Below are 21212 nucleotides of genomic sequence, written 5' to 3' on the forward strand. Positions count from 1 at the left end.
GTGAGGTACTCCCATGGCCGTTGGCAAGGTTTCCGACAGCGATTTCGAAGCCGAAGTGCTCAAGGCGAACGGCCCCGTGGTCGTCGATTTCTGGGCCGAGTGGTGCGGCCCCTGCCGCATGATCGCGCCCGCCCTCGACGAGATCGCCGGCGCGATGGGCGACAAGGTCAAGATCGTGAAGCTCAACGTCGACGAGAGCCCGAAGACGGCGTCGAAATACGGCGTGATGTCGATCCCGACCCTGATGATCTTCAAGGGTGGCGAGATGGCCTCCCGCCAGGTCGGCGCCGCCCCGAAGGCGAAGCTGCAGCAGTGGATCACCTCTGCGGTCTGATCCACCGCGCCACAAATTATTTTCGACAACGGCCGGCGAAATGCCGGCCGTTTGCGTTGACGGGACGTGTCCTGCGTATGATGAGTCCCGCCCTTGCCGGTCCCTCCCACAAAACGCGCGCGAAAAACGGCTTCGCTGGTTGCGATGGAGGCGAAGTCGGTCGATGCGATCCCGCGCGGCAAGGAGTGGCAGTACGAGCCGAAATGGGATGGCTTTCGCTGCCTGCTCTCGCGCGAGCGCGACCACGTCGATCTCCGCTCGAAATCCGGCGAGGACCTCGCGCGCTATTTTCCTGAAATCGTCGCCGCTGCGCTGAAATTGAGGGCGGACCGGTTCATGCTCGACGGCGAGCTCGTCGTGCCGCAAGCCAAGGGCTTCTCCTTCGACGCACTGCTGCAGCGGATTCATCCCGCCGCAAGCCGTGTGAAGAAGCTCTCGCAGGAAACGCCGGCGCTCTATCTCGTCTTCGATCTGCTTGCGACCGCCAAGCAGAATGAGCTTGCCGAAGCGCCGCTCGCCGAGCGTCGGCCGACGCTGGAAGCCTTTGCGAAAGCCAATCTGAAGGGCAGTCTCTTTCGCCTCTCACCCGCGACGACGAGCTTCGCCACCGCCCAAAAATGGCTGGCACAATCCGGTGGCGGTTCGGACGGCGTGATCGCCAAGCGCATCGACCTGCCCTATCAGGCGGGAAATCGCGACGGCATGCAGAAGATCAAGAAATTTCGCAGTGCCGATTGCGTGGTCGGAGGCTTCCGCTATGCGACCAACCAGATCGCGGGTCGGAAAGTCGTGGGCTCGCTGCTGCTCGGGCTCTATGACAACAAGGGGACTCTGCACCATGTCGGCTTCACCTCGGCGATCAAGGCTGCTGAGAAGCCTGCCCTGACCGACCGGCTCGAGGCGCTGACCGGCGAGCCCGGCTTCACCGGCAACGCGCCGGGCGGGCCGAGCCGCTGGTCCACGGAACGCTCGGCAAAGTGGTGCCCGCTCAAGCCGAAGCTCGTCATCGAGGTCTGTTACGACCATTTCAGCGGCGAGCGCTTTCGCCACGGCACCTCGATCCTGCGCTGGCGCCCGGACAAGGCGCCGCGGCAGTGCACGTGCGAGCAATTGAAGCAGAAGGTGGCGGACCCGATGAAGATGTTGAAGTGATATTCGGGTTCGTTCCCGGACGCAGCCCCGCGTGAACGATGCGTTGCTGAGCCGGGGTCCATCTATGCGGCTCCTGGATCCGGCTCTGCGGAACAGCGTTACACGGGACAGGAGAGATTATGCAGGAGGCGTGCCGTTGAGCCCGAGCACGTGGCCGGCGAGATAGAGCGAACCGGTGATGAGAATCCGCGGCGGCACCTCGTAGGCGAGCCGCGACAGCGCCCGCAGCGCGGCCTCGATGCCGGGCGCGATCTCGACGCGCATGCCGAGGCTGCGCGCCGCGTCGGCAAGACGATCGATCGGCATCGCATTCTCGGTGTCGGGTATAGGCACCGCGATAATGTGACGGGTGAGGCCGGCGAAATTGGCGAGGAACGCCTGCGCATCCTTGTTGGCCATCATGCCTGCGATGACGACCAGAGGCCGCGAGACACGCTCTTCGAGATCGCCGAGCGCGGCGGCGGCGACGCGGCCGCCTTCGGCATTGTGCCCGCCGTCGAGCCAGATTTCCGAACCCTGCGGCCCCCAGGAGAGCAACTCGCCCGAGGTGATGCGCTGCATCCGTGCCGGCCATTCGGCGCCGACGATACCGGCCTCGAATGCCGCGTGGTTGACTTTGAACGTGGGTATCGCGCGCAGCGTCGCGATCGCAAGGCCTGCATTGTCGAACTGATGGCGGCCGAACAGGCGCGGCGCCGCCAGATCCATCAGGCCCCGGTCGTCGGAATAGACCAGGCGCCCGTGCTCGACATTGACGTGCCAGCTTTCGTTCGCGGCAAACAGCGGCGCCCGCATGCGCTTGGCCTGCGCCTCGATCACCGCCATCGCGTCCGGCGACTGCTCGGCCGAGATCACGGCCACGCCCGGCTTGATGATCGCAGCCTTCTCGGCAGCGATGGATGCCAGGGTCGCCCCTAGAAAATCCATGTGGTCCATGCTGACGGGCGTGATCACGCAGGCCGCCGGCGCGTCGACCACGTTGGTCGAATCGAGCCGGCCGCCGAGGCCGACCTCAAGCAGCACCGCATCGGCGGGGTTCTGCGCGAACAGAAGGATCGCGGCGGCCGTCTTCAGCTCGAACACGGTCGCGGGCTCGCCGGCATTGACGCGTTCGACCTCTTCCAGCGCAGCACACAATTCGTCGTCGGAAACGAGCACACCGCCGCCGAGACGGCCCAGGCGAAAACATTCGTTGATGCGGACGAGATAGGGCGAGGTGTAGGCGTGGACGCGCAGGCCCGCTGCCTCCAGGGTGGCGCGCAGATATGCCACCGTCGAGCCCTTGCCGTTGGTGCCGGCGACATGGATCACGGGCGGCAGCTTGCGTTCGGGGTGGCCGAGCCGCTCGAGCAGGCGGTGCATCCGCTCGAGACCGAGATCGATACGCTTCTGGTGCAGGGCCGACAGCCGCCCGATCACTGCATCGAGTGGCGACTTTGTGCTGTCAGGAGAGGCGTTCACGCGTGGGGCGCAGCCGGCGCCGTTTCAGGGGCCGATATAATCTGCGCCGGGCTGGCGACAGCCTGCGCCGGTTTCGAGGCGCTCTCCAGCGCCGGCGCCTTGGTCAACAGGCGACAGAGCCGCGCGAGGGTCGGGCGCAGCTCGTGGCGATGCACGACCATGTCGACCATGCCGTGCTCTTTCAGATACTCCGCGCGCTGGAATCCTTCCGGCAGCTTCTCCCGGATCGTCTGCTCGATCACGCGCGCACCCGCAAAGCCGATCAGCGCGCCGGGCTCGGCAATCTGCACGTCTCCGAGCATCGCATAGGAGGCGGTGACGCCGCCGGTGGTCGGATTGGTCAGCACGACGATGTAGGGCAGCTTGGCTTCGCGGAGCATCTGCACCGCCACCGTAGTGCGCGGCATCTGCATCAGCGACAGGATGCCCTCCTGCATGCGCGCGCCGCCCGATGCGGCGAACACGATGAAGGGCGACTTCTTCTCGACCGCGAGCTCCATCCCGCGCACGATGGCCTCACCTGCGGCCATGCCGAGCGAGCCGCCCATGAAGTCGAAATCCTGGACGGCGACGACGACGCCGGCGCCCTCGAGCTTGCCGTAGCCGACCTTGACCGCGTCATTCAGATTGGTGCGCGCCCGCGCATCCTTGATCTTGTCGACGTATTTCCTCTCGTCGCGGAACTTCAGCGGATCCGGCGTGACCTCGGGCAGGGCGACGTCGAACCAGGTCTCATTGTCGAAGATCGACTTCAGCCGCGCCACCGCGCCCATGCGCATGTGGTAGTTCGAGCCGGGGATGACGAACTGGTTGGCCTCGACGTCCTTGTAGAACACGAGCTGTCCTGAATCCGGGCACTTGATCCACAGATTCTCCGGCGTCTCCCGCCGCAGCATGTTGCGGATCTTCGGCCGGACCACATTGGTAAGCCAGTTCATGGTTTGCTCCGAAGTGCTGGTCCCGCTTAAGGACCGCCTGAAGGGATATATGGCGGCCGGGCCTTCGCCCGGCAAGCCGCCGCGTCGCCCGCTTGATCAGCGGAATTATGGCCTATTCGGCCGCTGTTTTGGCTTTGGCGTCCTTGACGCCCTTGGCCAGGGCTGCGGTCAGCTCGGCCACGGCGTTAATGGTCTTGGCGGTCGCCCGCCCCTCTGCATCGAGGCTGTTCTTGAGCGCATCGACCAGCGCGGTGCCGACCACCGAACCATCGGCCTTCTCGGCAATGGCGCGCGCCGCCTCCGGCGTCCGGATGCCGAAGCCGACGCAGACCGGCAGCTTGGTGTGTCGCTTGATTCGGGCCACCGCCTCGCTCACCGCGGAGGAGTCCGCAGCTGCAGCACCCGTGATGCCGGTGATCGAGACGTAGTAGACAAAGCCCGACGTGTTGGCGAGCACGGCCGGCAGGCGCTTGTCGTCCGTCGTCGGCGTCGCCAGACGAATGAAGTTCAGGCCGGCCTTCATCGCGGGCAGGCACAGTTCGTCATCCTCCTCCGGCGGCAAATCGACGATGATCAGACCGTCGACGCCAGCGCTCTTGGCATCGACGAGGAATTTGTCGACACCATAGACGTAGATCGGATTGTAATAGCCCATCAGCACGATCGGCGTGGCGTCATCATCCTTGCGGAAGCCGCGCACGAGTTCGAGCGTCCTCTTCAGGGTCATCCCGGCCCTGAGCGCGCGAAGCCCTGCGGCCTGGATCGACGGGCCGTCGGCCATCGGATCGGTGAAGGGCATGCCGATCTCGATCACGTCGGCGCCCGACTTCGGCAGCGCCTTGATGATCTCGAGCGAGGTCGCGGGATCAGGATCGCCAGCCATCAGGAAGGTCACGAAGGCCGAGCGGCCTTGCTTCCTCAGCTCGGCAAAACGGGTGTCGATACGCGTGGTCACTTGCTCTTGCCCCTCAGGATATCACCGACCTGCGGGACATCCTTGTCGCCGCGGCCGGAGAGATTGACGACCATCAGGTGGTCTTTCGGCCGCTTCGGCGCGAGCTCCATCACCTTGGCGATGGCGTGCGCGGGCTCGAGCGCGGGGATAATGCCTTCGAGCTTCGAGAGCAGCTGGAACGCGGCGAGCGCCTCGTCATCGGTCGCCGAGAGATAATTCACGCGGCCGACCTCGTGCAGCCAGGAATGCTCGGGGCCGATGCCGGGATAGTCGAGCCCGGCCGAGATCGAATGCGCGTCCTGGATCTGGCCGTCGGCATCCATCAGCAGATAGGTGCGGTTGCCGTGCAGCACGCCGGGACGGCCGCCAGCGATCGACGCCGCATGCAGCTGGGTGAGCCCGTGGCCTGCGGCTTCGACGCCAAAGATTTCGACGCTGGGATCATCGAGGAACGGGTGAAACAGGCCCATCGCATTCGAACCGCCACCGATGCAGGCGACCAGCGAATCCGGCAGACGGCCCTCGACCTCCTGCATCTGCGCCTTGGTCTCGTGACCGATGATCGACTGGAAATCGCGCACCAGCGTCGGATAAGGATGCGGACCCGCCACCGTGCCGATGCAATAGAACGTGTTGTGCACGTTGGTGACCCAGTCGCGCAGCGCCTCGTTCATCGCGTCCTTCAGCGTGCGCGTGCCCGACTGCACCGGAAACACCTTCGCGCCCAGCATCTCCATGCGGATCACATTGGGCTGCTGCCGCTCGACGTCGACGGCGCCCATATAGACCACGCATTCCAGGCCGAAGCGCGCGCACAGCGTTGCGGTGGCAACACCGTGCTGGCCGGCGCCGGTCTCGGCGATGATGCGCTTCTTGCCCATGCGCCGGGCCAGCATGATCTGGCCGAGCACGTTGTTCACCTTGTGCGAACCGGTGTGGTTGAGCTCTTCGCGCTTCAGGTAGATCTTGGCGCCACCGAGATGTTCGGTGAGACGCTCGGCGAAATAAAGCGGCGAGGGCCGGCCGACATAGTTCTTGAGATAGCCGTTCATCTCGGCCTGGAAGGCCGGATCGGCCTTGGCCGCGGTGTAGGCCTTCTCCAGATCGAGGATCAGCGGCATCAGGGTTTCGGCGACGAAGCGTCCGCCGAAAATGCCGAAATGGCCGCGCTCGTCGGGCCCGCTGCGATAGGAATTTGGTTTGGCGATGTTCATCGAACGCTCAACTCTTGGGTGGCGCGCGCGGCGCGAATGAAGGCCTTGATCAATTCCGGATCCTTGACGCCAGGGGCGCTCTCGACCCCGGAGGACACATCGACGCCGCCGGCGCGGGTGACGCGGACGGCCTCGGCGAGGTTTTGGGCATCGAGGCCGCCCGAAACCATATACGGGAGATCCAGCTCCAGGTTTTGCAGCAGATGCCAGTCGAACGGCGCACCGAGGCCGCCGGGCCGCGTCGCATCCTTGGGCGCGCGTGCGTCGAACAGGATGCGGTCGGCGACCGCAGCGTAGCCGGGCAGCGCGGCGAGATCGGCCGACGTTTCGACCGGCACCGCCTTCATCACCGGGCGGCCAAACCTCTGTTTGATGTCGCGCAGCCGCGCCACGCTCTCCTTGCCGTGGAGCTGGAAGATGTCCGGCGACAGCGCATCCATGATGTTGTCGAGCGTGGCGTCGTCGGCATCGACGGTGAGCGCCACCTTCAGCGCGCGCCGCTTCACCTGCCGGCCGAGCTCGCGCCCCGTCTCCAGCGAGACATGCCGCGGCGAGGGCGGAAAGAACACGAACCCGACCATGTCGGCGCCAGCGTCGAGCGCCACATCGAGCGTCTCGCGCGTGGACAGGCCGCAGATTTTGACGAGCAGGGACATGGTCTCAAAGCAAAGGGAGGCCGCAAGTGGCGGCCGGGAAACGGGCTTTTCGGTCGGGCCGCTTCTACAACGTCGCGCGCTGCTTGTCTCGCCCGATGGGTCCGTAAAGGCCCATCCCCGAGCGCACCGGGAGACGCTGGGCCTCCGGCTTGGCCGGGGCGGTCTGGGCCCGCAGATCGGCCAGTTCGACCCGGGCGGCCCGGGCATCCGCCTCATGCCGGCGCGCCGCGCGGCGCCAATGCCGCTGGCCGAACCAGACGGCACAGCCACCGGCGACCACGCCCACGACGGCGACCAGGATCAGCAGCAGAAACAGCGGCAGCGTGATCGACAGGGCCGGATCTGCCGCCATGAAAGGATCGAAGGAGACGGTGACGAAATGCCGGTTGGCCACGGCAAAGGTCACCAGGATCAGGCCCAGCGGAATCACGATCAGCGCGGTCAGGAACTTTCGCATCGCGATCGCTCGTCTTGAATCAGGCTTGCGGCCGCATCATGCGGCCAACAGGTAAAATCTGGACGACGGGCCTAGTCGGGCGCGCCCGGATCCGGATGGTCGCGGTTCAGCCGCTCGCGCATTTCCTTGCCGGTCTTGAAGAACGGAACGCTCTTCTGATCGACGGGGACATGGGCGCCGGTACGCGGATTGCGCCCGGCGCGTGCGGGGCGATGCTTGACCGAGAAAGCGCCGAAGCCACGCAGCTCGACGCGGTCGCCGCGCGCGAGGGCCGCTACGATCTCTTCGAGAATCGCATTCACAATGTTCTCGACATCCCGCTGGTACAGATGCGGGTTGTGCTCGGCGATACGCTGAACAAGTTCGGATTTGATCATCGAGAGATAGGACCCGGAAGCGTGCGGATGACCATTTCCGTGAAAATGCCTTGATCTGTCAAGACGCTAAATGAACGCCCGGTGCCGTGAAAATGCGTGACAAATGCCGAAAAACCGGGCTGCGCGGCTACCCGCCAGACGGGAAAAAAGTCCGAAACTCGCGTTGTTCCCGTCTATTCCGCTTAATTCGACGCGGCCGGCTCCCACAGGGCCAGCATTCCATCCAAGCCGACGCGATCGACCGCCTGCACCACGCCGGTTTGCGCGATTTGATGCGCAATCGAGCCGAATCCAAGCGCTTCCAGCGTGACGGCGGCAGTTGTCCTGAGGAACGTCAGATCGCCGAAACGCGGCTCGAGCTTGTAATCGCGGACCGAAAGACCCTTCTTGACGCCCTTCTGCTCCTCGAGCCAGGTCACCGCGGTTTTCTCGTCGCCGAGCTGATCGACCAGCTTGAGACCGATCGCCTGGCGGCCGGTGAAGACACGGCCATCGACGACTTTTTCCAGCTGCGTGTCATCCATGCCACGGCGCTGCTTCACCAGATCCTTGAACCAGGCATAGGAATCCTTCACCAGCGCATCCAGCGCCGCCCGCGCTTCCGGGCTGGTCGGCTCAAAACCGTTGGGGGCGGCCTTCAGCGGCGTGGACTTCACTTCCTCGACCTTGACCCCGATGGTCTTCAGGAGTTCCGAAACGTTGGGAAACTGGAACAACACGCCGATCGAGCCGACCAGCGAGCTCTGCTGGGCGATGATGTGGTCGCTCGCAATCGCGGTGATGTAGCCGCCGGATGCCGCAAGACCTTCGACCACGACGACCAGGGGCTTCTTCGCCTTCAGCCGTGTCAATGAATCATAGAGCTGCTCGGATCCAGCCGTGGTGCCGCCCGGCGAATTGATGTGGACGATCACGGCGGCGGCCCTCGAATTCTCCAGGCGCTCCAGCGCCCGCGTGCGCTCGGCATCGCTGCGGATCAAGCCGTCGATCTGCACGCGCGCGATCGCACCGGCAGAGGCGAACGTGCCCCTCGCACCCGGTGTCGCGATCAGTGCAAAGCTCGCGATCGCAGCGATCGCGATCAGCGCGGACATCACGCGCCAGAACGTCAGCTTGCGACGGATCCTGCGGCGATCGACGATGATGTCCGAATCGAGCGACATCGAGATATCTCCAAATGAAAGGCCGCCGGCGTTGTGCCGTCACATTGTGACCATCAGCTTGTCTGGATACATCAATTGCGGCGCAATTTGAAGAAAACAAGGCTGTGACTGCGTAGCCCGGATGGAGCGCAGCGCAATCCGGGGTTACTGCCGCACGGAAAGACCGTCCCGGATTTCGCTGCGCTCCATCCGGGCTACAGGCACCCAACAAAAAAGCCCCGGCTCGCGCCGGGGCTTTGATGTCAGCAAAAGGCGAGTTTTGCTTACTTGCTGTCGCGGTTCTTGAGCGCGGTGCCCAGGATGTCGCCGAGCGTCGCACCCGAATCCGAGGAGCCGTACTGCGCGATGGCTTCCTTCTCTTCGGCGACTTCGAGCGCCTTGATCGACACCTGGACCTTGCGGGCCTTCTTGTCGAACTGGATCACGCGGGCATCGACCTTCTCGCCGACGGCGAAGCGTTCGGCGCGCTGGTCGTTGCGATCACGCGCGAGCTCCGAGCGCTTGATGAAAGTCGAGAAGTCGGTCCCGGTGATCTTCACCTCGATACCGCTTTCCTTCACTTCGAGCACTTCGCAGGTCACGACCGCGCCCTTCTTGACATCGCCCGGCTCGGCGAAGGGGTCGCCTTCGAGCTGCTTGATGCCGAGCGAGATGCGCTCCTTCTCGACGTCCACATCGAGCACCACGGCCTTCACCATGTCGCCCTTCTTGTAGTTGTCGATCACCTGCTCGCCCGGAAGCTTCCAGTCGAGATCGGAGAGATGGACCATGCCGTCGACGTCGCCCTCGAGGCCCAGGAACAGACCGAACTCGGTCTTGTTCTTGACTTCGCCCTCGACCACCGAACCGGTCGGGTGACCTTCGACGAAGACCTCCCACGGGTTGCGCATGGTCTGCTTGAGGCCGAGCGAGATGCGGCGCTTGACGGAATCGACTTCCAGCACCTGCACGTCGACTTCCTGCGACGTCGACACGATCTTGCCGGGGTGCATGTTCTTCTTGGTCCACGACATCTCGGAGACGTGGATCAGGCCTTCGATGCCCGGCTCGAGCTCGACGAACGCGCCGTAGTCGGTGATGTTGGTGACACGGCCGGTGAAGCGGGCACCCAGCGGGTACTTGGCTTCGATGCCTTGCCACGGATCATCCAGCAGCTGCTTCATGCCCAGCGAGATGCGGTGCGTCTCGTGGTTGATCTTGATGATCTTGACCTTCACGGTCTGGCCGATCGAGAGCACCTCGGTCGGGTGGTTGACGCGGCGCCACGCGATGTCGGTGACGTGCAGCAGGCCGTCGATGCCGCCGAGGTCAACGAACGCACCGTAATCGGTGATGTTCTTGACCACGCCGTCGATGACCTGACCCTCTTCGAGGTTCTGCACCAGCTCCTGACGCTGCTCGGCGCGGGTCTCTTCGAGCACCGTGCGGCGGGACACCACGATGTTGCCGCGGCGTCGATCCATCTTGAGGATCTGGAACGGCTGCGAGTTGTTCATCAGCGGCGCAACGTCGCGGATCGGACGGATGTCGACCTGCGAGCGCGGCAGGAAGGCCACGGCACCGTCGAGGTCGACGGTGAAGCCGCCCTTGACCTGGTTGAAGATGACGCCGTTGACCTTCTCGTTGTTCTGGAAGGCCTTTTCGAGCTTGCCCCAGCTCTCTTCGCGGCGCGCCTTGTCGCGCGACAGCACGGCCTCGCCGAGAGCGTTTTCGATGCGATCGAGGAACACTTCCACCTCGTCGCCGACCTTGAGGTCAGAGTCACGGCCGGGGCCGGAAAATTCGCGCAGGGCGACGCGGCCCTCGGTCTTCAGGCCGACGTCGATGACGGCCATGTCCTTTTCAATTGCAACCACCTTGCCCTTGACGACCGAGCTCTCCTGAAGGTTGCCACCTGCGAAGGACTCGTCGAGCATCGCGGCGAAATCGTCACGCGACGGGCTGTAGGTATCAGCGGAAGTCGAAGCCATTTGTTCTCCAGTTGCGGATGTCTTGCCGGCCGTTGGGTTCAAGGGCGTATCGCGCGCGCAGTGTCGGAAGGCCCGCAAGACCTTCGAGCGACCGCTCGTTGCTCCGGCTCGACGCCGAAACAGCGGAAGCGGGCCGGCAGGGCCCGCGCGTTCGATACGTGGAAATTCTTGTGTCCGGAGCCTGGATCGCGTCGGTCCCGAAACAGGAACCGAGAGTATCGACCTCAAAGAGCGGGAGCGGGCGCTTCCTCCAATGACGGCTGCGGCTTAACCCCGCGGCCGGCCCGCTCGGACGGCCTCGATAATGTCGATGGCGGCCCGGACGCCGCCTTCTATATCCAGTTGGGAGTTATCTAGCAAGTAAGCATCCGGGGCCGGTTTTAAAGGCGCAACGGGCCGGTTCTTGTCGCGTTCATCGCGCTGGATGATGTCGGCGAGCACTGCCGCCTCATCGGCCTCCTCGCCCCTCGCCCTCGCCTCCATGGTGCGGCGGCGGGCACGGACCCTGGGGTCGGCGACGACGAAGATCTTCACGTCGGCATGCGGGCAGATCACGGTTCCGATGTCCCGGCCGTCCAGCACGGCGCCGGGCGGATCGGCGGCGAATTGCCGCTGGAAATTAAGCAGGACCTCGCGGACTTTGGGGATCGCCGAGACGATCGAGGCGCCCTCGCCGGCCGCCTGGGTCTTCAGGGCGGGATTACCGAACTTTTCGGGATCGAGCTCCAGCGCCGCCGCGACGGCCGCGGCCTCGTCCCGGAGATCGGCGCCCGACTGCATCAGGGCATAGGCGACCGCGCGATAGATCACGCCGGTATCAAGATGACGATAGCCGTAATGATGGGCGAGGCGCTTGCCGAGCGTGCCCTTGCCCGAGGCCGCGGGTCCGTCGATGGCGATGATCATGAAAACTCGGCCCCCAGCGACCGCATCATCGGAATGAAATCCGGGAAACTGGTGGCGATGAAGGCGGTGTCGTCGACGGTCACCGGCTGATCGGACGCGCAGCCCATCACCAGCGCGGACATCGCGATGCGGTGATCCATGTGAGTGGCGACCGTGCCGCCACCGGGCACGTGGCCGCGACCCTCGACGATCAGATCGTCGCCGGACACGGCGACCTTCACGCCGTTGACGCGGAGCATGTCGGCGGTGGCCTCGAGCCGGTCGGATTCCTTGACGCGCAGTTCTTGCAGCCCGCGCATGATGGTCGTGCCTTCGGCGAAGGCGGCCGCGACCGCCAGCACCAGGTATTCGTCGATCATCGAGGGCGCGCGCTCCGGCGGCACCTCGACGCCGCGCAGCTTTGATGCGCGCACGCGCAAGCGCGCCATCGGCTCGCCGGCATCGTGGCGGACTTCGCTTTCCTCGATGAAAGCACCCATTTCACGCAGCGTCGTGAAAAGGCCGGTGCGCAGCGGATTGGTCATCACATCCGACAGCACGACGTCCGAGCCCTCGACGATCAACGCTGCGACGATCGGGAAGGCCGCCGAAGATGGATCGGCTGGCACCACGACGGTGGCGCCATGCAGCTCGGGCTGGCCCACCAAGGTGATGCGGCGGCCATGCTGGCCTTCCTGCACCGAGGTGATGTCAGCGCCAAAATGCTTCAGCATCAGCTCGGTGTGATCGCGGCTGGCCTCGCTCTCGATCACAGTGGTGGTGCCGGGCGCAGCCAGGCCCGCCAGCAGCACCGCCGACTTGATCTGGGCCGAAGCGACCGGGGTCTTGTAGGTGATCGGCAGCGGGTCGCGCGCACCCTGCAGGGTCAGCGGCAGCCGGCCAGCTTCACCGCCGGAGATCACCTTCGCCCCCATTTTCTCGAGCGGATCGAGGATCCGGCGCATCGGGCGGCTGCGCAGCGAGGCGTCGCCATCGAACACCGCCGAGATCGGACAGCCGGCGACGGCGCCCATGACCAGCCGGCAGCCGGTGCCGGAGTTACCGAAATCCAGCGCCGCCTTGGGCCGGGCGAAGCCTCCGACGCCCACGCCCTGAACCTTCCAGGCGAAATCGCCGGTGCGCTCGACCTTGGCGCCAAGGGCCTGCATGGATTTGGCCGTGTTGAGGACGTCCTCGCCCTCCAGCAGGCCCGTAATCCGGGTCTCGCCGACCGCCAGCGCACCCAGGATGAGGGCGCGGTGGGAGATCGACTTGTCCCCGGGCACCCGTACTTTTCCGGTCAGGGGACCGCTTGAGCGCGACGTCAGCGGTGTCGGCTTGTCGGAATGGGTCAAGATTGTGTCCTTGGATGCGCCCCAGGGGGGCTGCGGGCAGGTACCACATGGTCTCCCCGCCGTCACGAGCATGTCTTTCTCTCGTAATGCGCTATTGACAGCGGGCCGCCAACTAGCCAAGTGAAGCACCGCTTTTCAGACATTCCCAGGATTCCTCTGCCGTGGCCAAGTCCGAACTCGGAACCAAACGTATTTGCCCGACCACGGGCAAGAAATTCTACGACCTCAACAAGAATCCGGTGATCTCGCCCTATACCGGCGAGGTGGTGCCGATCGCCCCGATAGCGCCCGCGCGCGGCCGTGGCGCTGAAGCCCGCAACATGGCCCAGGACACCGCGCCGGAGCCGGCGGAAACCGAAGAGTTGGTCTCGCTCGAGGAGGCCGATGCCGAGGAGAACACCGGCAAGGTCAAGGCCGTCGTCCCCGAATCCGAGGACGATATCGAGGTCGACGAGACCCTCGACGACGACGATGACGATGATTCGACCTTCATTGCCGACGAAGAAGAGGGCGATGAGGACGTGACCGACATCATTGGTGATGTCGGAGGTGATGAAGAGACTTGAGATCAGCCCTGATCTGTGAAAAAGGGTGCACCGCGCGAGTCGCTGGCTCGCCGGTTGGGAGTGATCCCCCCAGGGATCGCTCCAAGGGTTAAGGGGCCATAGCTCAGCTGGGAGAGCGCTTGCATGGCATGCAAGAGGTCGGCGGTTCGATCCCGCCTGGCTCCACCAGCCTTCGCTCGCTTCGCGAGCTTCGGCTGGGCAAGCCCGGGAAGTCCCTCGTAGCGAAGTGAGCGAAGGCTGTCTCGCCATAGCCCGAAGGGCGACGGCGAGACTGGGGCCATAGCCCGAAGGGCAACGGCGAGACTGGGGCCGACATCCACACTGTTCGCACTATCTCTGACAACATCCTAAACGTGTCTCGAAGCTGCTATCCTACCCTCTGGGGAGGAAGCAGAATGAAATACGTCTATATCCTCGAAAGTCTCGACTCCGAGCACTTCTACGCTGGCATCACTGACGATCTGCGGGCGCGCCTGGCGAAACACAACGCCGGCGAGGTGCCTCACACGTCAAAATACGGCCCTTGGCGAATTCGAACCTATTTCGCCTTCAATGACGCCGCACGCGCTGTCGCATTCGAGCGATATCTCAAATCTGGCTCTGGTCACGCGTTCGCCAAGAAACATTTCTAACCGCGCGTATCCGCCGCTACTCCCCAATCACCGCGTTCAGCCGATCCCTCAGCGCGACGATCTCGTCCTTCATCGCCACCAGCTCCGAGACGGTGCAGTTCGACGCAGCCAGGATCGACTGCGGGACGCTGCGCGCCTTTTCCTTCAGGGCGTGTCCCTGCGGCGTCAGCGCGATCAGCACCTGACGCTCGTCCTCGCTCGAGCGCGTGCGCTTGACCAGATGAGCCGCTTCGAGCCGCTTCAGCAGCGGCGTCAGCGTCCCCGAATCGAGAAAGAGCTTCTCGCCGATGTCCTTCACCGGCACGTCGTCGCGCTCCCACAGCACGAGCATGACGAGGTATTGCGGATAGGTCAGGCCGAGCCTGTCGAGCAACGGCTTGTAGACGCGATTGAAGGCGTGCGCGGCGGAGTAGACTGCGAAGCAGATCTGGTTGTCGAGGCGTTGCGGATCCAGCGTCGATAATTTCCGGGACATCGAGAATCTCACGGGATTTGCCTCATTCTGGGGCCGGGCGGGCGCATATTCAATTGCGAACAATTAAATGTGAGGCATGCGAATTTCAATTGCGCACAATCTAATTGCCTGCGATATAGATCGCACCCCAACCCGAAAGCCCCCATGAGGAGACGAAAATGTCCGTGAACGTCCTCTACAAGACCAGCGCAAAAGCCACCGGCGGCCGCGACGGCCATGCTGCGACCCTCGACGGCGCGCTCGACGTCAAACTGACCACGCCGAAGGAGCTCGGTGGTGGCGGCGGCGCCGGCAACAATCCCGAACAGCTGTTTGCGGCGGGCTATGCTGCCTGTTTCATCGGCGCGATGAAGTTCGTGGCCTCGCAGGGCGGCCCCAAGGTTCCGGCGGACACCTCTGTGACTTCGACCGTCGGCATCGGGCCACGCTCGGAAGGTGGTTTCGGCCTCGACATCGATCTCGCCGTCTCGCTGCCGGGTCTGTCCCGCGCAGATGCCGAGGCGCTGGTCGCGAAGGCGCACCAGGTGTGCCCGTACTCCAACGCGACGCGCGGCAATGTCGACGTTCGCCTGACGGTCGTCTGATCCAAGGGTGGATTGGCTGGCCCGGGATCCCCCTCGGGCCGGCCGCTTCCGCGAGATTCCCAAATCTTGATTTGCCACGCTGCGGGATGACGCGGCGACGCATACGCCTCCACGCGTCAAGCCATTGCTGGCGCGTCCGAACCCCGCTACGCCTCTGGTGAAATATCGACACAGAGGAAGCGAAGGCATGACCGAAGCCGCCAGTTCTGGAGCAGCAATGGGCGCAGTGAGCGGACTGCGCGTCATCGATCTCACGCGCGTGCTCGGCGGTCCCTACTGCACCCAGATCCTCGCCGACCATGGCGCCGACGTGATCAAGGTCGAGCCGCCCGCAGGCGACGAGGTGCGCGAATGGGGCCCTCCCTTCCACGAGGAAGACGCGGCCTACTTCATCGGCATCAACAGAAACAAGCGCTCGATCGGTCTCGACCTCGCTTCCGAGGGCGGCCGCGCGGTGCTGCTGAAGATGCTGGAGACGGCCGACGTCCTGATCGAGAATTTCAAGCCGGGCACGCTGGAGAAATGGGGCATCGGCAACGATGTGCTCAGCAAGAAATTTCCGCGCCTCGTGCATTGCCGGATCTGCGGCTTCGGCGCCGACGGGCCGCGCGGCGGCAATCCCGGCTATGACGCCATCATCCAGGCCATGACCGGCATGATCGCCGCGACGGGCTCGGTCGAGAGCGGGCCGATGCGGATCGGCGTGCCACTGGTCGACATCACCACCGGACTCTATGCCGCGATCGGCATCCTGATGGCGCTGTCGGAGCGGCAGCGCTCGGGCAAGGGTCAGTTCCTGGAGACGACGCTGTACGAAACCGGCCTCGCCATCATGCATCCGCACACCGCGAATTATTTCATGCATGGCAAGCCGCCCGGCCTCACCGGCAACGAGCATCCGAACCTCGTGCCTTATGCGATCTTCCCGACCAAGACTGACAACATCTTCATCGGCGTCGGCAATGACGGCACCTTCCGCAAGCTCTGCAAGGAGATCGGCAAGGTGGAACTCGGCACCGATCCGCGCTTTGCCCGCAACAAGGACCGTATCGCCAATCGCGAGGCGCTGCGCGCCGAGCTTGCTGCGGTGTTCAGCCAGCACGAGGCCGAGCCGCTGTGCAATCGCCTGCTCGCCGCCGGCCTGCCGGCAGGGCCCGTGCAGAAGATCGACCAGGCGTTGACGAATGCGCACACGATCGCGCGCGGCGATATCATCGAGAAGGACTGGTACAAGGGCGTGGCCTCGCCGATCCGGCTCGATCGCAGCAAGCCGAGCCTGCGCCGCCTGCCGCCGAAGTTCAGTCAACACTCCCAGGAGGTGCTCGGCGAATTCGGCTACTCAAAGGCGGAGATCGACGCGATGATCGCGCAGGGCACGGTCTGCGGCCCAGAGCGCAAGCGTTAGACGATACACTCCCTCTCCCGCTTGCAAGCGGGAGAGGTGAAGAATGATTTGAGCGATGCCGCAGTGCGGCGGGCACGCATGTGCACCGCGAACGGAGGAGCCTGCACGCGGCGCGTTCGCCTATTTGATGGCTTCCCTTTTCCAGCGCTTGCCGCTTTCGTTTCGGCCGCTTACACAGTCATGTGAACGTCATATGGCGCTGCTAGCGCAAGCGACCGTAATGGCGACCCAGAGGGGGAGGTATTTTGATGGTTTTTCGACAATTCGGTGCGGCCGCTGCTCTTGCAGGCGCGCTTGGTCTTGCGGCCTCTCCGGCGCATGCCGTGACAGAGATCCAGTGGTGGCACGCCATGACGGGTCCGAACAACGACGTCGTGGTCAAGCTTGCGAACGACTTCAATGCATCGCAGAGCGATTACAAGATCGTGCCCACGTTCAAGGGCAGCTATGCCGATACGCTGAATGCGGGCATCGCGGCGTTTCGCGCCGGCAATGCACCGGGCATCATGCAGGTGTTCGAGGTCGGCACCGCGACCATGATGGCTGCGAAGGGCGCCATCAAGCCGGTCTCCGATCTCATGAAGGAGCAAGGCGAGAAATTCGACCCGCAGTCTTATCTGCCGGCCATCACAGGCTACTATTCGACCGCGAAGGGCGAGATGCTCTCGTTCCCGTTCAACTCGTCGAGCATGGTGATGTGGGTCAATCTCGACGCACTGAAGAAGGCCGGCATCGAGGCGCCGCCGAAGACCTGGCCGGAGGTGTTCGCCGACGCCAAGAAGCTGCACGCGACGAGCCCCACATGCGGCTTCTCCTCGAGCTGGATCACATGGGGCCTGATCGAGCAGTTCTCGGCCTGGCACAACATTCCGATCGGCACCAAGGCCAACGGACTTGACGGCTTCGACACCGTGCTCGAATTCAACAACCCGCTCGAGACCAAGCTGCTCGAAAACCTCGTCGAGCTGCAGAAAGACAAGAGCTACGACTATTCGGGCCGCACCAACACCGGCGAAGGCCGCTTCACGTCGGGTGAATGCGCGCTCTACATGACGTCGTCGGCCTTCTATCCGAACGTCAAGGCGAACGCGAAGTTCAACTATACGGCCGTTCCGATGCCGTATTTCCCGGACGCCAAGGATGCGCCTCAGAACTCGATCATCGGCGGCGCCTCGCTGTGGGTGATGGGCGGCAAGTCCAAGGAAGAGTACAAGGGCATCGCGAAGTTCTTCACCTTCCTGTCCGACACCGACCGCCAGGTCTATCTGCACGAGGTCTCCGGCTATCTGCCGATCACCAAGGCGGCCTACGAGAAGACCAAGGCGTCGGGCTTCTACGAGAAGAACCCGATCCTGGAAGTGCCGTTGAAGGAGCTCACCAACAAGCCGCCGACCGAGAACTCGCGCGGCCTGCGCTTCGGCGGCATGGTGCAGATGCGCGACGTCTGGTCCGAGGAGATCGAGGCGGCGCTCGCCGGCAAGAAGTCGGCCAAGGAAGCGCTCGACGCGGCGGTCTCGCGCGGCAACCAGATGCTGCGTCAGTTCGAGCGGACCGCGACCAAGTAGGATCGCATCAGTCGTGGCTGCGGACGGTCCGCAGCCACGACTTTCAAGGAGTGAGGCGGGGGCTTCATGGAGAACCGGGCGATATTTTCAGGCAGGCTGCTCGCCTGCCTCCTGGTGTTCCCGCAGCTTGCGATCTCCCTGATCTTTTTCTACTGGCCGGCCGCGCAGGCCGTCTGGCAATCCTTCCTGGTGCAGGATGCCTTCGGACTCTCGACCGAGTTCGTCTGGTTCGAGAATTACGTCAATCTGCTGAAGACGCCCGAATATTATCACGCGATCGGCACCACCTTCTTCTTCTCGCTGCTCGTCGTGTTCTTCTCGCTCGCCATCGGTCTCCTGCTCGCCGTCATGGCGAACCGCAACATCGCGGGCGTGCAGATCTATCGTACCTTCCTAATCATCCCCTATGCGGTCGCCCCTGCGGTCGCGAGCGTGCTCTTCATCTTCATGTTCCAGCCCGGCCTCGGCATGATCGCGCGCGCGCTTCAGCGTAATGGCATCGACTGGAATCCGGTGCTCAACGGCAACCATGCGATGATCCTGATCGTCATCGTCGCGGTCTGGAATCAGATCAGCTACAATTTCCTGTTCTTCCTCGCCGGCCTCCAGTCGATCCCCAAGAGCGTGATCGAGGCGGCGGCGATCGACGGCGCGCGGCCGGCGCGGCGGTTCTGGACCATCGTATTCCCGCTGCTGTCGCCGACGACGTTCTTCCTGATCGTCGTCAACATCACCTATGCCTTCTTCAACACGCTCGGCATCATCGACACGGCGACCGAGGGCGGGCCGAACGGCTCCACATCGACGCTCGTCTACAAGGTGTTCCTGGACGGCAAGGCCGGCTCCGATCTCGGCGGATCGGCGGCGCAATCGGTGATCCTGATGATCATCGTGATCGTGCTGACCGCGATCCAGTTCCGTTACGTCGAAAAGAAGGTCCATTACTGAAATGGTCGAGCATCGACGCTTTGGAAATCTGCTGCCTCACCTGGTGCTGATCGCAGGTGTGATCGTGGTCGCCTTCCCGGTCTACCTCGCGATCATCGCCTCCACCCACGACAACACCGTCATCGCCAACGGCCAGATGCCGCTTTATCCGGGCAGCCACGCGTTCGAGACCTATTGGAACACCATCGTCTCCGGCACCGGCAGGACCACGCGCGAGCCCGTCGGCAGCATGTTGCTGTCGAGCTTCGTCATGGCGGTCGGGATTGCGCTGGGAAAGATCGCGATCTCGATCATCTCCGCCTATGCCATCGTGTTCTTCAACTTCCCGTTCAGGATGGCGACGTTCTGGACCATCTTCATCACGCTGATGCTGCCGGTCGAGGTACGTATCTTCCCGACCTACAAGATCACGTCCGACCTGCACATGCTGGATTCCTATTCCGGCCTGATCCTGCCTTTGATCGCATCGGCGACCGCGACGCTCCTGTTCCGGCAGTTCTTCATGACGGTGCCGAAGGAACTGGTCGAGGCCTCGAAGATGGATGGAGCCGGCCCGATCCGCTTCTTCTTCGATACGCTGCTGCCGCTCTCGGTCACGAACATCGCCGCGCTGTTCGTGATCCTCTTCATCTACGGCTGGAACCAATATCTCTGGCCGCTGCTGATCACGACGCGAGACGACATGCAGACCATCGTGATCGGCATCAAGAAGATCATCGACGTGAAGGACGCACTCACCGAATGGTCGGTCGCGATGGCCACCGCGGTGCTCGCGATGCTGCCGCCGGTGGCGGTCGTCGTGCTGCTGCAACGCCTGTTCGTCAAGGGCCTGATCGAGACGGAGAAATAGGCCCATGGCCAATGTTACGCTGCGCAATGTCAGAAAGGCCTATCCCAATGGCTTCGAGGCCATCAAGGGCGTCGACGTCGATGTCGCCGACGGGCAGTTCTGCGTGCTGGTCGGCCCTTCGGGCTGCGGCAAGTCGACCCTGCTCAGAATGGTCGCGGGGCTCGAAACCATAACCTCCGGCGAGATCGACATCGGCGGCCGTGTCGTGAACCAGGTCGAGCCGGCCGACCGCGACATCGCGATGGTGTTCCAGAACTACGCGCTCTATCCGCATATGAGCGTCTTCAACAACATGGCTTACGGCCTGCGCAATCGCGGCATGAAGGAAGCCGAGATCAAGACCCGGGTCGAGGAGGCCGCACGCATTCTCGAGCTCGGGACGATGCTCACCCGCAAGCCGGGACAGCTCTCCGGCGGCCAGCGCCAGCGCGTCGCCATGGGCCGCGCCATCGTGCGCCAGCCGAAAGTGTTCCTGTTCGACGAGCCGCTCTCCAACCTCGACGCCAAGCTGCGCATCGCAATGCGCGTCGAGATTCGCAAACTGCAGCGCCGGCTCAACACGACGTCGATCTACGTCACCCACGACCAGCTCGAGGCGATGACGCTCGCCGACATCCTCGTGGTGATGAACGGCGGCCAGGTCGAGCAGGTCGGCAATCCCCTCGCCATCTACGAGAAGCCGGCAACGACGTTCGTCGCCTCCTTCATCGGCGCGCCGCCGATGAACCTGATGTCGACGCGCGCTGAGGAGATCAAGTCGCAGCTCGGCGGCAACGCGGGCGAGGCCGGCATCCTCGGCATTCGCCCTGAGGATTTCGTCATCACCGATCAGACGCCATCGGGCGGCGTTGCCTTGTCCCTGAGCGTGGAAGCGATCGAGCGCGTGGGCGCCGAAACTTTCGTCTACGGCTCCCGCGAGCAGGAAGACCAGCGCGTGGCGGCCACCCCGGGCGAGCTGCCGCCCGGCGAAGTCATCGTCCGGATTCCCGGCACCGAGGCGCCTGCCATCGGCCAGAAGATCCGCGTCGCTGCAGTCCGCTCCAAGCTGCATCTGTTCAGCGGCGACGGGCGCAAGCGGATCGAAGCCTGACCGGTTCCGAAGGCGCCGGCCGGCACGATTCGCGAAAACAACCCCATGCACAGTAGAGGGGGCGCTGTTTTCATTGGGATAAATCGCTCCCCGATTCCTCATTGCCGGGCGAGGGCCGAAGCAGTGAATCCACAGCCCTCCGCTACGTCCTTGAACCCGCAGGGGGATATGCCCATATTG

The 21212-nt window shown here is 63.9% G+C and carries 22 protein-coding genes and 1 tRNA gene; 11 read left to right on the top strand and 12 right to left on the bottom strand.

Annotation, left to right across the window (positions count from 1 at the left end):
• The first annotated feature begins 13 nt into the window (after positions 1-13).
• Both trxA and XH88_RS00420 read left to right on the top strand, forming a co-directional pair.
• A complete protein-coding gene (gene trxA / locus XH88_RS00415) occupies positions 14-334 on the top strand; it encodes a thioredoxin (protein ID WP_092289405.1) in 321 nt (106 codons plus the stop codon).
• A 144-nt stretch (positions 335-478) separates the two neighbouring features.
• The gene (locus XH88_RS00420; protein ID WP_271613619.1) at positions 479-1486 is read left to right on the top strand and encodes an ATP-dependent DNA ligase; all 1008 of its coding nucleotides are present in this window, start codon (positions 479-481) and stop codon (positions 1484-1486) included.
• A 117-nt stretch (positions 1487-1603) separates the two neighbouring features.
• On the opposite strand, the gene XH88_RS00425 is transcribed toward XH88_RS00420, so the two are convergent.
• The 11 genes from XH88_RS00425 to aroA all read right to left on the bottom strand — a co-directional run bounded on the left by XH88_RS00425 (position 1604) and on the right by aroA (position 12917).
• Positions 1604-2947 carry a bifunctional folylpolyglutamate synthase/dihydrofolate synthase gene (locus tag XH88_RS00425; protein ID WP_271613462.1) on the bottom strand — a complete coding sequence of 448 codons (1344 nt, stop codon included), beginning with the start codon at positions 2945-2947 and terminating at the stop codon, positions 1604-1606.
• Entirely contained in the window at positions 2944-3885 is a 942-nt protein-coding gene (gene accD / locus XH88_RS00430) for an acetyl-CoA carboxylase, carboxyltransferase subunit beta (RefSeq protein WP_271613463.1), read from the bottom strand. Before accD ends, XH88_RS00425 begins: the two co-directional genes overlap by 4 nt.
• A 112-nt stretch (positions 3886-3997) precedes the next feature.
• Positions 3998-4840 carry a tryptophan synthase subunit alpha gene (gene trpA / locus XH88_RS00435; RefSeq protein ID WP_271613464.1) on the bottom strand — a complete coding sequence of 281 codons (843 nt, stop codon included), beginning with the start codon at positions 4838-4840 and terminating at the stop codon, positions 3998-4000.
• Positions 4837-6054 carry a tryptophan synthase subunit beta gene (gene trpB / locus XH88_RS00440; RefSeq protein WP_271613465.1) on the bottom strand — a complete coding sequence of 406 codons (1218 nt, stop codon included), beginning with the start codon at positions 6052-6054 and terminating at the stop codon, positions 4837-4839. The genes trpA and trpB overlap by 4 nt, the downstream gene beginning before the upstream one ends.
• Positions 6051-6710, bottom strand: a complete 660-nt coding sequence (locus tag XH88_RS00445) for a phosphoribosylanthranilate isomerase (RefSeq protein WP_271613466.1) — start codon at positions 6708-6710, stop codon at positions 6051-6053. Before XH88_RS00445 ends, trpB begins: the two co-directional genes overlap by 4 nt.
• Positions 6711-6774: 64 nt before the next feature.
• Complete coding sequence (locus XH88_RS00450) at positions 6775-7167, bottom strand: lipopolysaccharide assembly protein LapA domain-containing protein (RefSeq protein WP_271613467.1); 393 nt, start codon at positions 7165-7167, stop codon at positions 6775-6777.
• A gap of 71 nt (positions 7168-7238) precedes the next feature.
• Positions 7239-7544, bottom strand: coding sequence for an integration host factor subunit beta (locus tag XH88_RS00455; RefSeq protein ID WP_007598410.1), 306 nt, complete (start codon positions 7542-7544; stop codon positions 7239-7241).
• Between the two features lie 182 nt (positions 7545-7726).
• Complete coding sequence (gene sppA, locus XH88_RS00460; protein ID WP_271613468.1) at positions 7727-8707, bottom strand: signal peptide peptidase SppA; 981 nt, start codon at positions 8705-8707, stop codon at positions 7727-7729.
• Between the two features lie 263 nt (positions 8708-8970).
• Positions 8971-10677 (bottom strand): 30S ribosomal protein S1, encoded by a 1707-nt coding sequence (rpsA, locus tag XH88_RS00465; RefSeq protein ID WP_164938351.1) that lies wholly within the window; start codon positions 10675-10677, stop codon positions 8971-8973.
• A gap of 267 nt (positions 10678-10944) precedes the next feature.
• Positions 10945-11583 carry a (d)CMP kinase gene (gene cmk, locus XH88_RS00470; protein WP_271613469.1) on the bottom strand — a complete coding sequence of 213 codons (639 nt, stop codon included), beginning with the start codon at positions 11581-11583 and terminating at the stop codon, positions 10945-10947.
• Positions 11580-12917, bottom strand: a complete 1338-nt coding sequence (aroA, locus tag XH88_RS00475; protein WP_271613470.1) for a 3-phosphoshikimate 1-carboxyvinyltransferase — start codon at positions 12915-12917, stop codon at positions 11580-11582. The genes cmk and aroA overlap by 4 nt, the downstream gene beginning before the upstream one ends.
• 161 nt (positions 12918-13078) lie before the next feature.
• Between aroA and XH88_RS00480 the strand changes: the two genes are divergently transcribed.
• From XH88_RS00480 to XH88_RS00490, 3 genes are all read left to right on the top strand, one after another.
• Positions 13079-13483: a TIGR02300 family protein gene (locus XH88_RS00480; protein WP_271613471.1), complete on the top strand. Its 405-nt coding sequence runs from the start codon at positions 13079-13081 to the stop codon at positions 13481-13483.
• 92 nt (positions 13484-13575) lie between these two features.
• Positions 13576-13651 (top strand) — tRNA-Ala (locus XH88_RS00485).
• Between the two features lie 227 nt (positions 13652-13878).
• Positions 13879-14115, top strand: coding sequence for a GIY-YIG nuclease family protein (locus XH88_RS00490; RefSeq protein ID WP_271613472.1), 237 nt, complete (start codon positions 13879-13881; stop codon positions 14113-14115).
• 16 nt (positions 14116-14131) lie between these two features.
• Here the strand turns inward: XH88_RS00490 and XH88_RS00495 are convergent, their stop codons facing one another.
• On the bottom strand, positions 14132-14590 hold the full coding sequence (locus XH88_RS00495; protein WP_271613473.1) for a MarR family winged helix-turn-helix transcriptional regulator: 459 nt from the start codon (positions 14588-14590) through the stop codon (positions 14132-14134).
• A gap of 158 nt (positions 14591-14748) precedes the next feature.
• On the opposite strand from XH88_RS00495, the gene XH88_RS00500 reads away from it, so the two are divergent.
• The 6 genes from XH88_RS00500 to XH88_RS00525 all read left to right on the top strand — a co-directional run bounded on the left by XH88_RS00500 (position 14749) and on the right by XH88_RS00525 (position 21032).
• Positions 14749-15174: an organic hydroperoxide resistance protein gene (locus XH88_RS00500; protein ID WP_271613474.1), complete on the top strand. Its 426-nt coding sequence runs from the start codon at positions 14749-14751 to the stop codon at positions 15172-15174.
• A 187-nt stretch (positions 15175-15361) separates the two neighbouring features.
• On the top strand, positions 15362-16579 hold the full coding sequence (locus tag XH88_RS00505) for a CaiB/BaiF CoA transferase family protein (RefSeq protein ID WP_271613475.1): 1218 nt from the start codon (positions 15362-15364) through the stop codon (positions 16577-16579).
• 248 nt (positions 16580-16827) lie between these two features.
• Positions 16828-18144, top strand: coding sequence for a sn-glycerol-3-phosphate ABC transporter substrate-binding protein UgpB (ugpB, locus tag XH88_RS00510; protein ID WP_271613476.1), 1317 nt, complete (start codon positions 16828-16830; stop codon positions 18142-18144).
• A gap of 66 nt (positions 18145-18210) precedes the next feature.
• Positions 18211-19092, top strand: a complete 882-nt coding sequence (ugpA, locus tag XH88_RS00515) for a sn-glycerol-3-phosphate ABC transporter permease UgpA (RefSeq protein WP_271613477.1) — start codon at positions 18211-18213, stop codon at positions 19090-19092.
• Position 19093: 1 nt separating this feature from the next.
• Positions 19094-19942: a sn-glycerol-3-phosphate ABC transporter permease UgpE gene (ugpE, locus tag XH88_RS00520; protein ID WP_271613478.1), complete on the top strand. Its 849-nt coding sequence runs from the start codon at positions 19094-19096 to the stop codon at positions 19940-19942.
• Positions 19943-19946: 4 nt separating this feature from the next.
• Complete coding sequence (locus XH88_RS00525) at positions 19947-21032, top strand: sn-glycerol-3-phosphate import ATP-binding protein UgpC (RefSeq protein WP_271613479.1); 1086 nt, start codon at positions 19947-19949, stop codon at positions 21030-21032.
• Positions 21033-21212 lie beyond the last annotated feature (180 nt).

The sequence above is a fragment of the Bradyrhizobium sp. CCBAU 51627 genome (assembly GCF_028128765.1).
Lineage (GTDB): Bacteria > Pseudomonadota > Alphaproteobacteria > Rhizobiales > Xanthobacteraceae > Bradyrhizobium.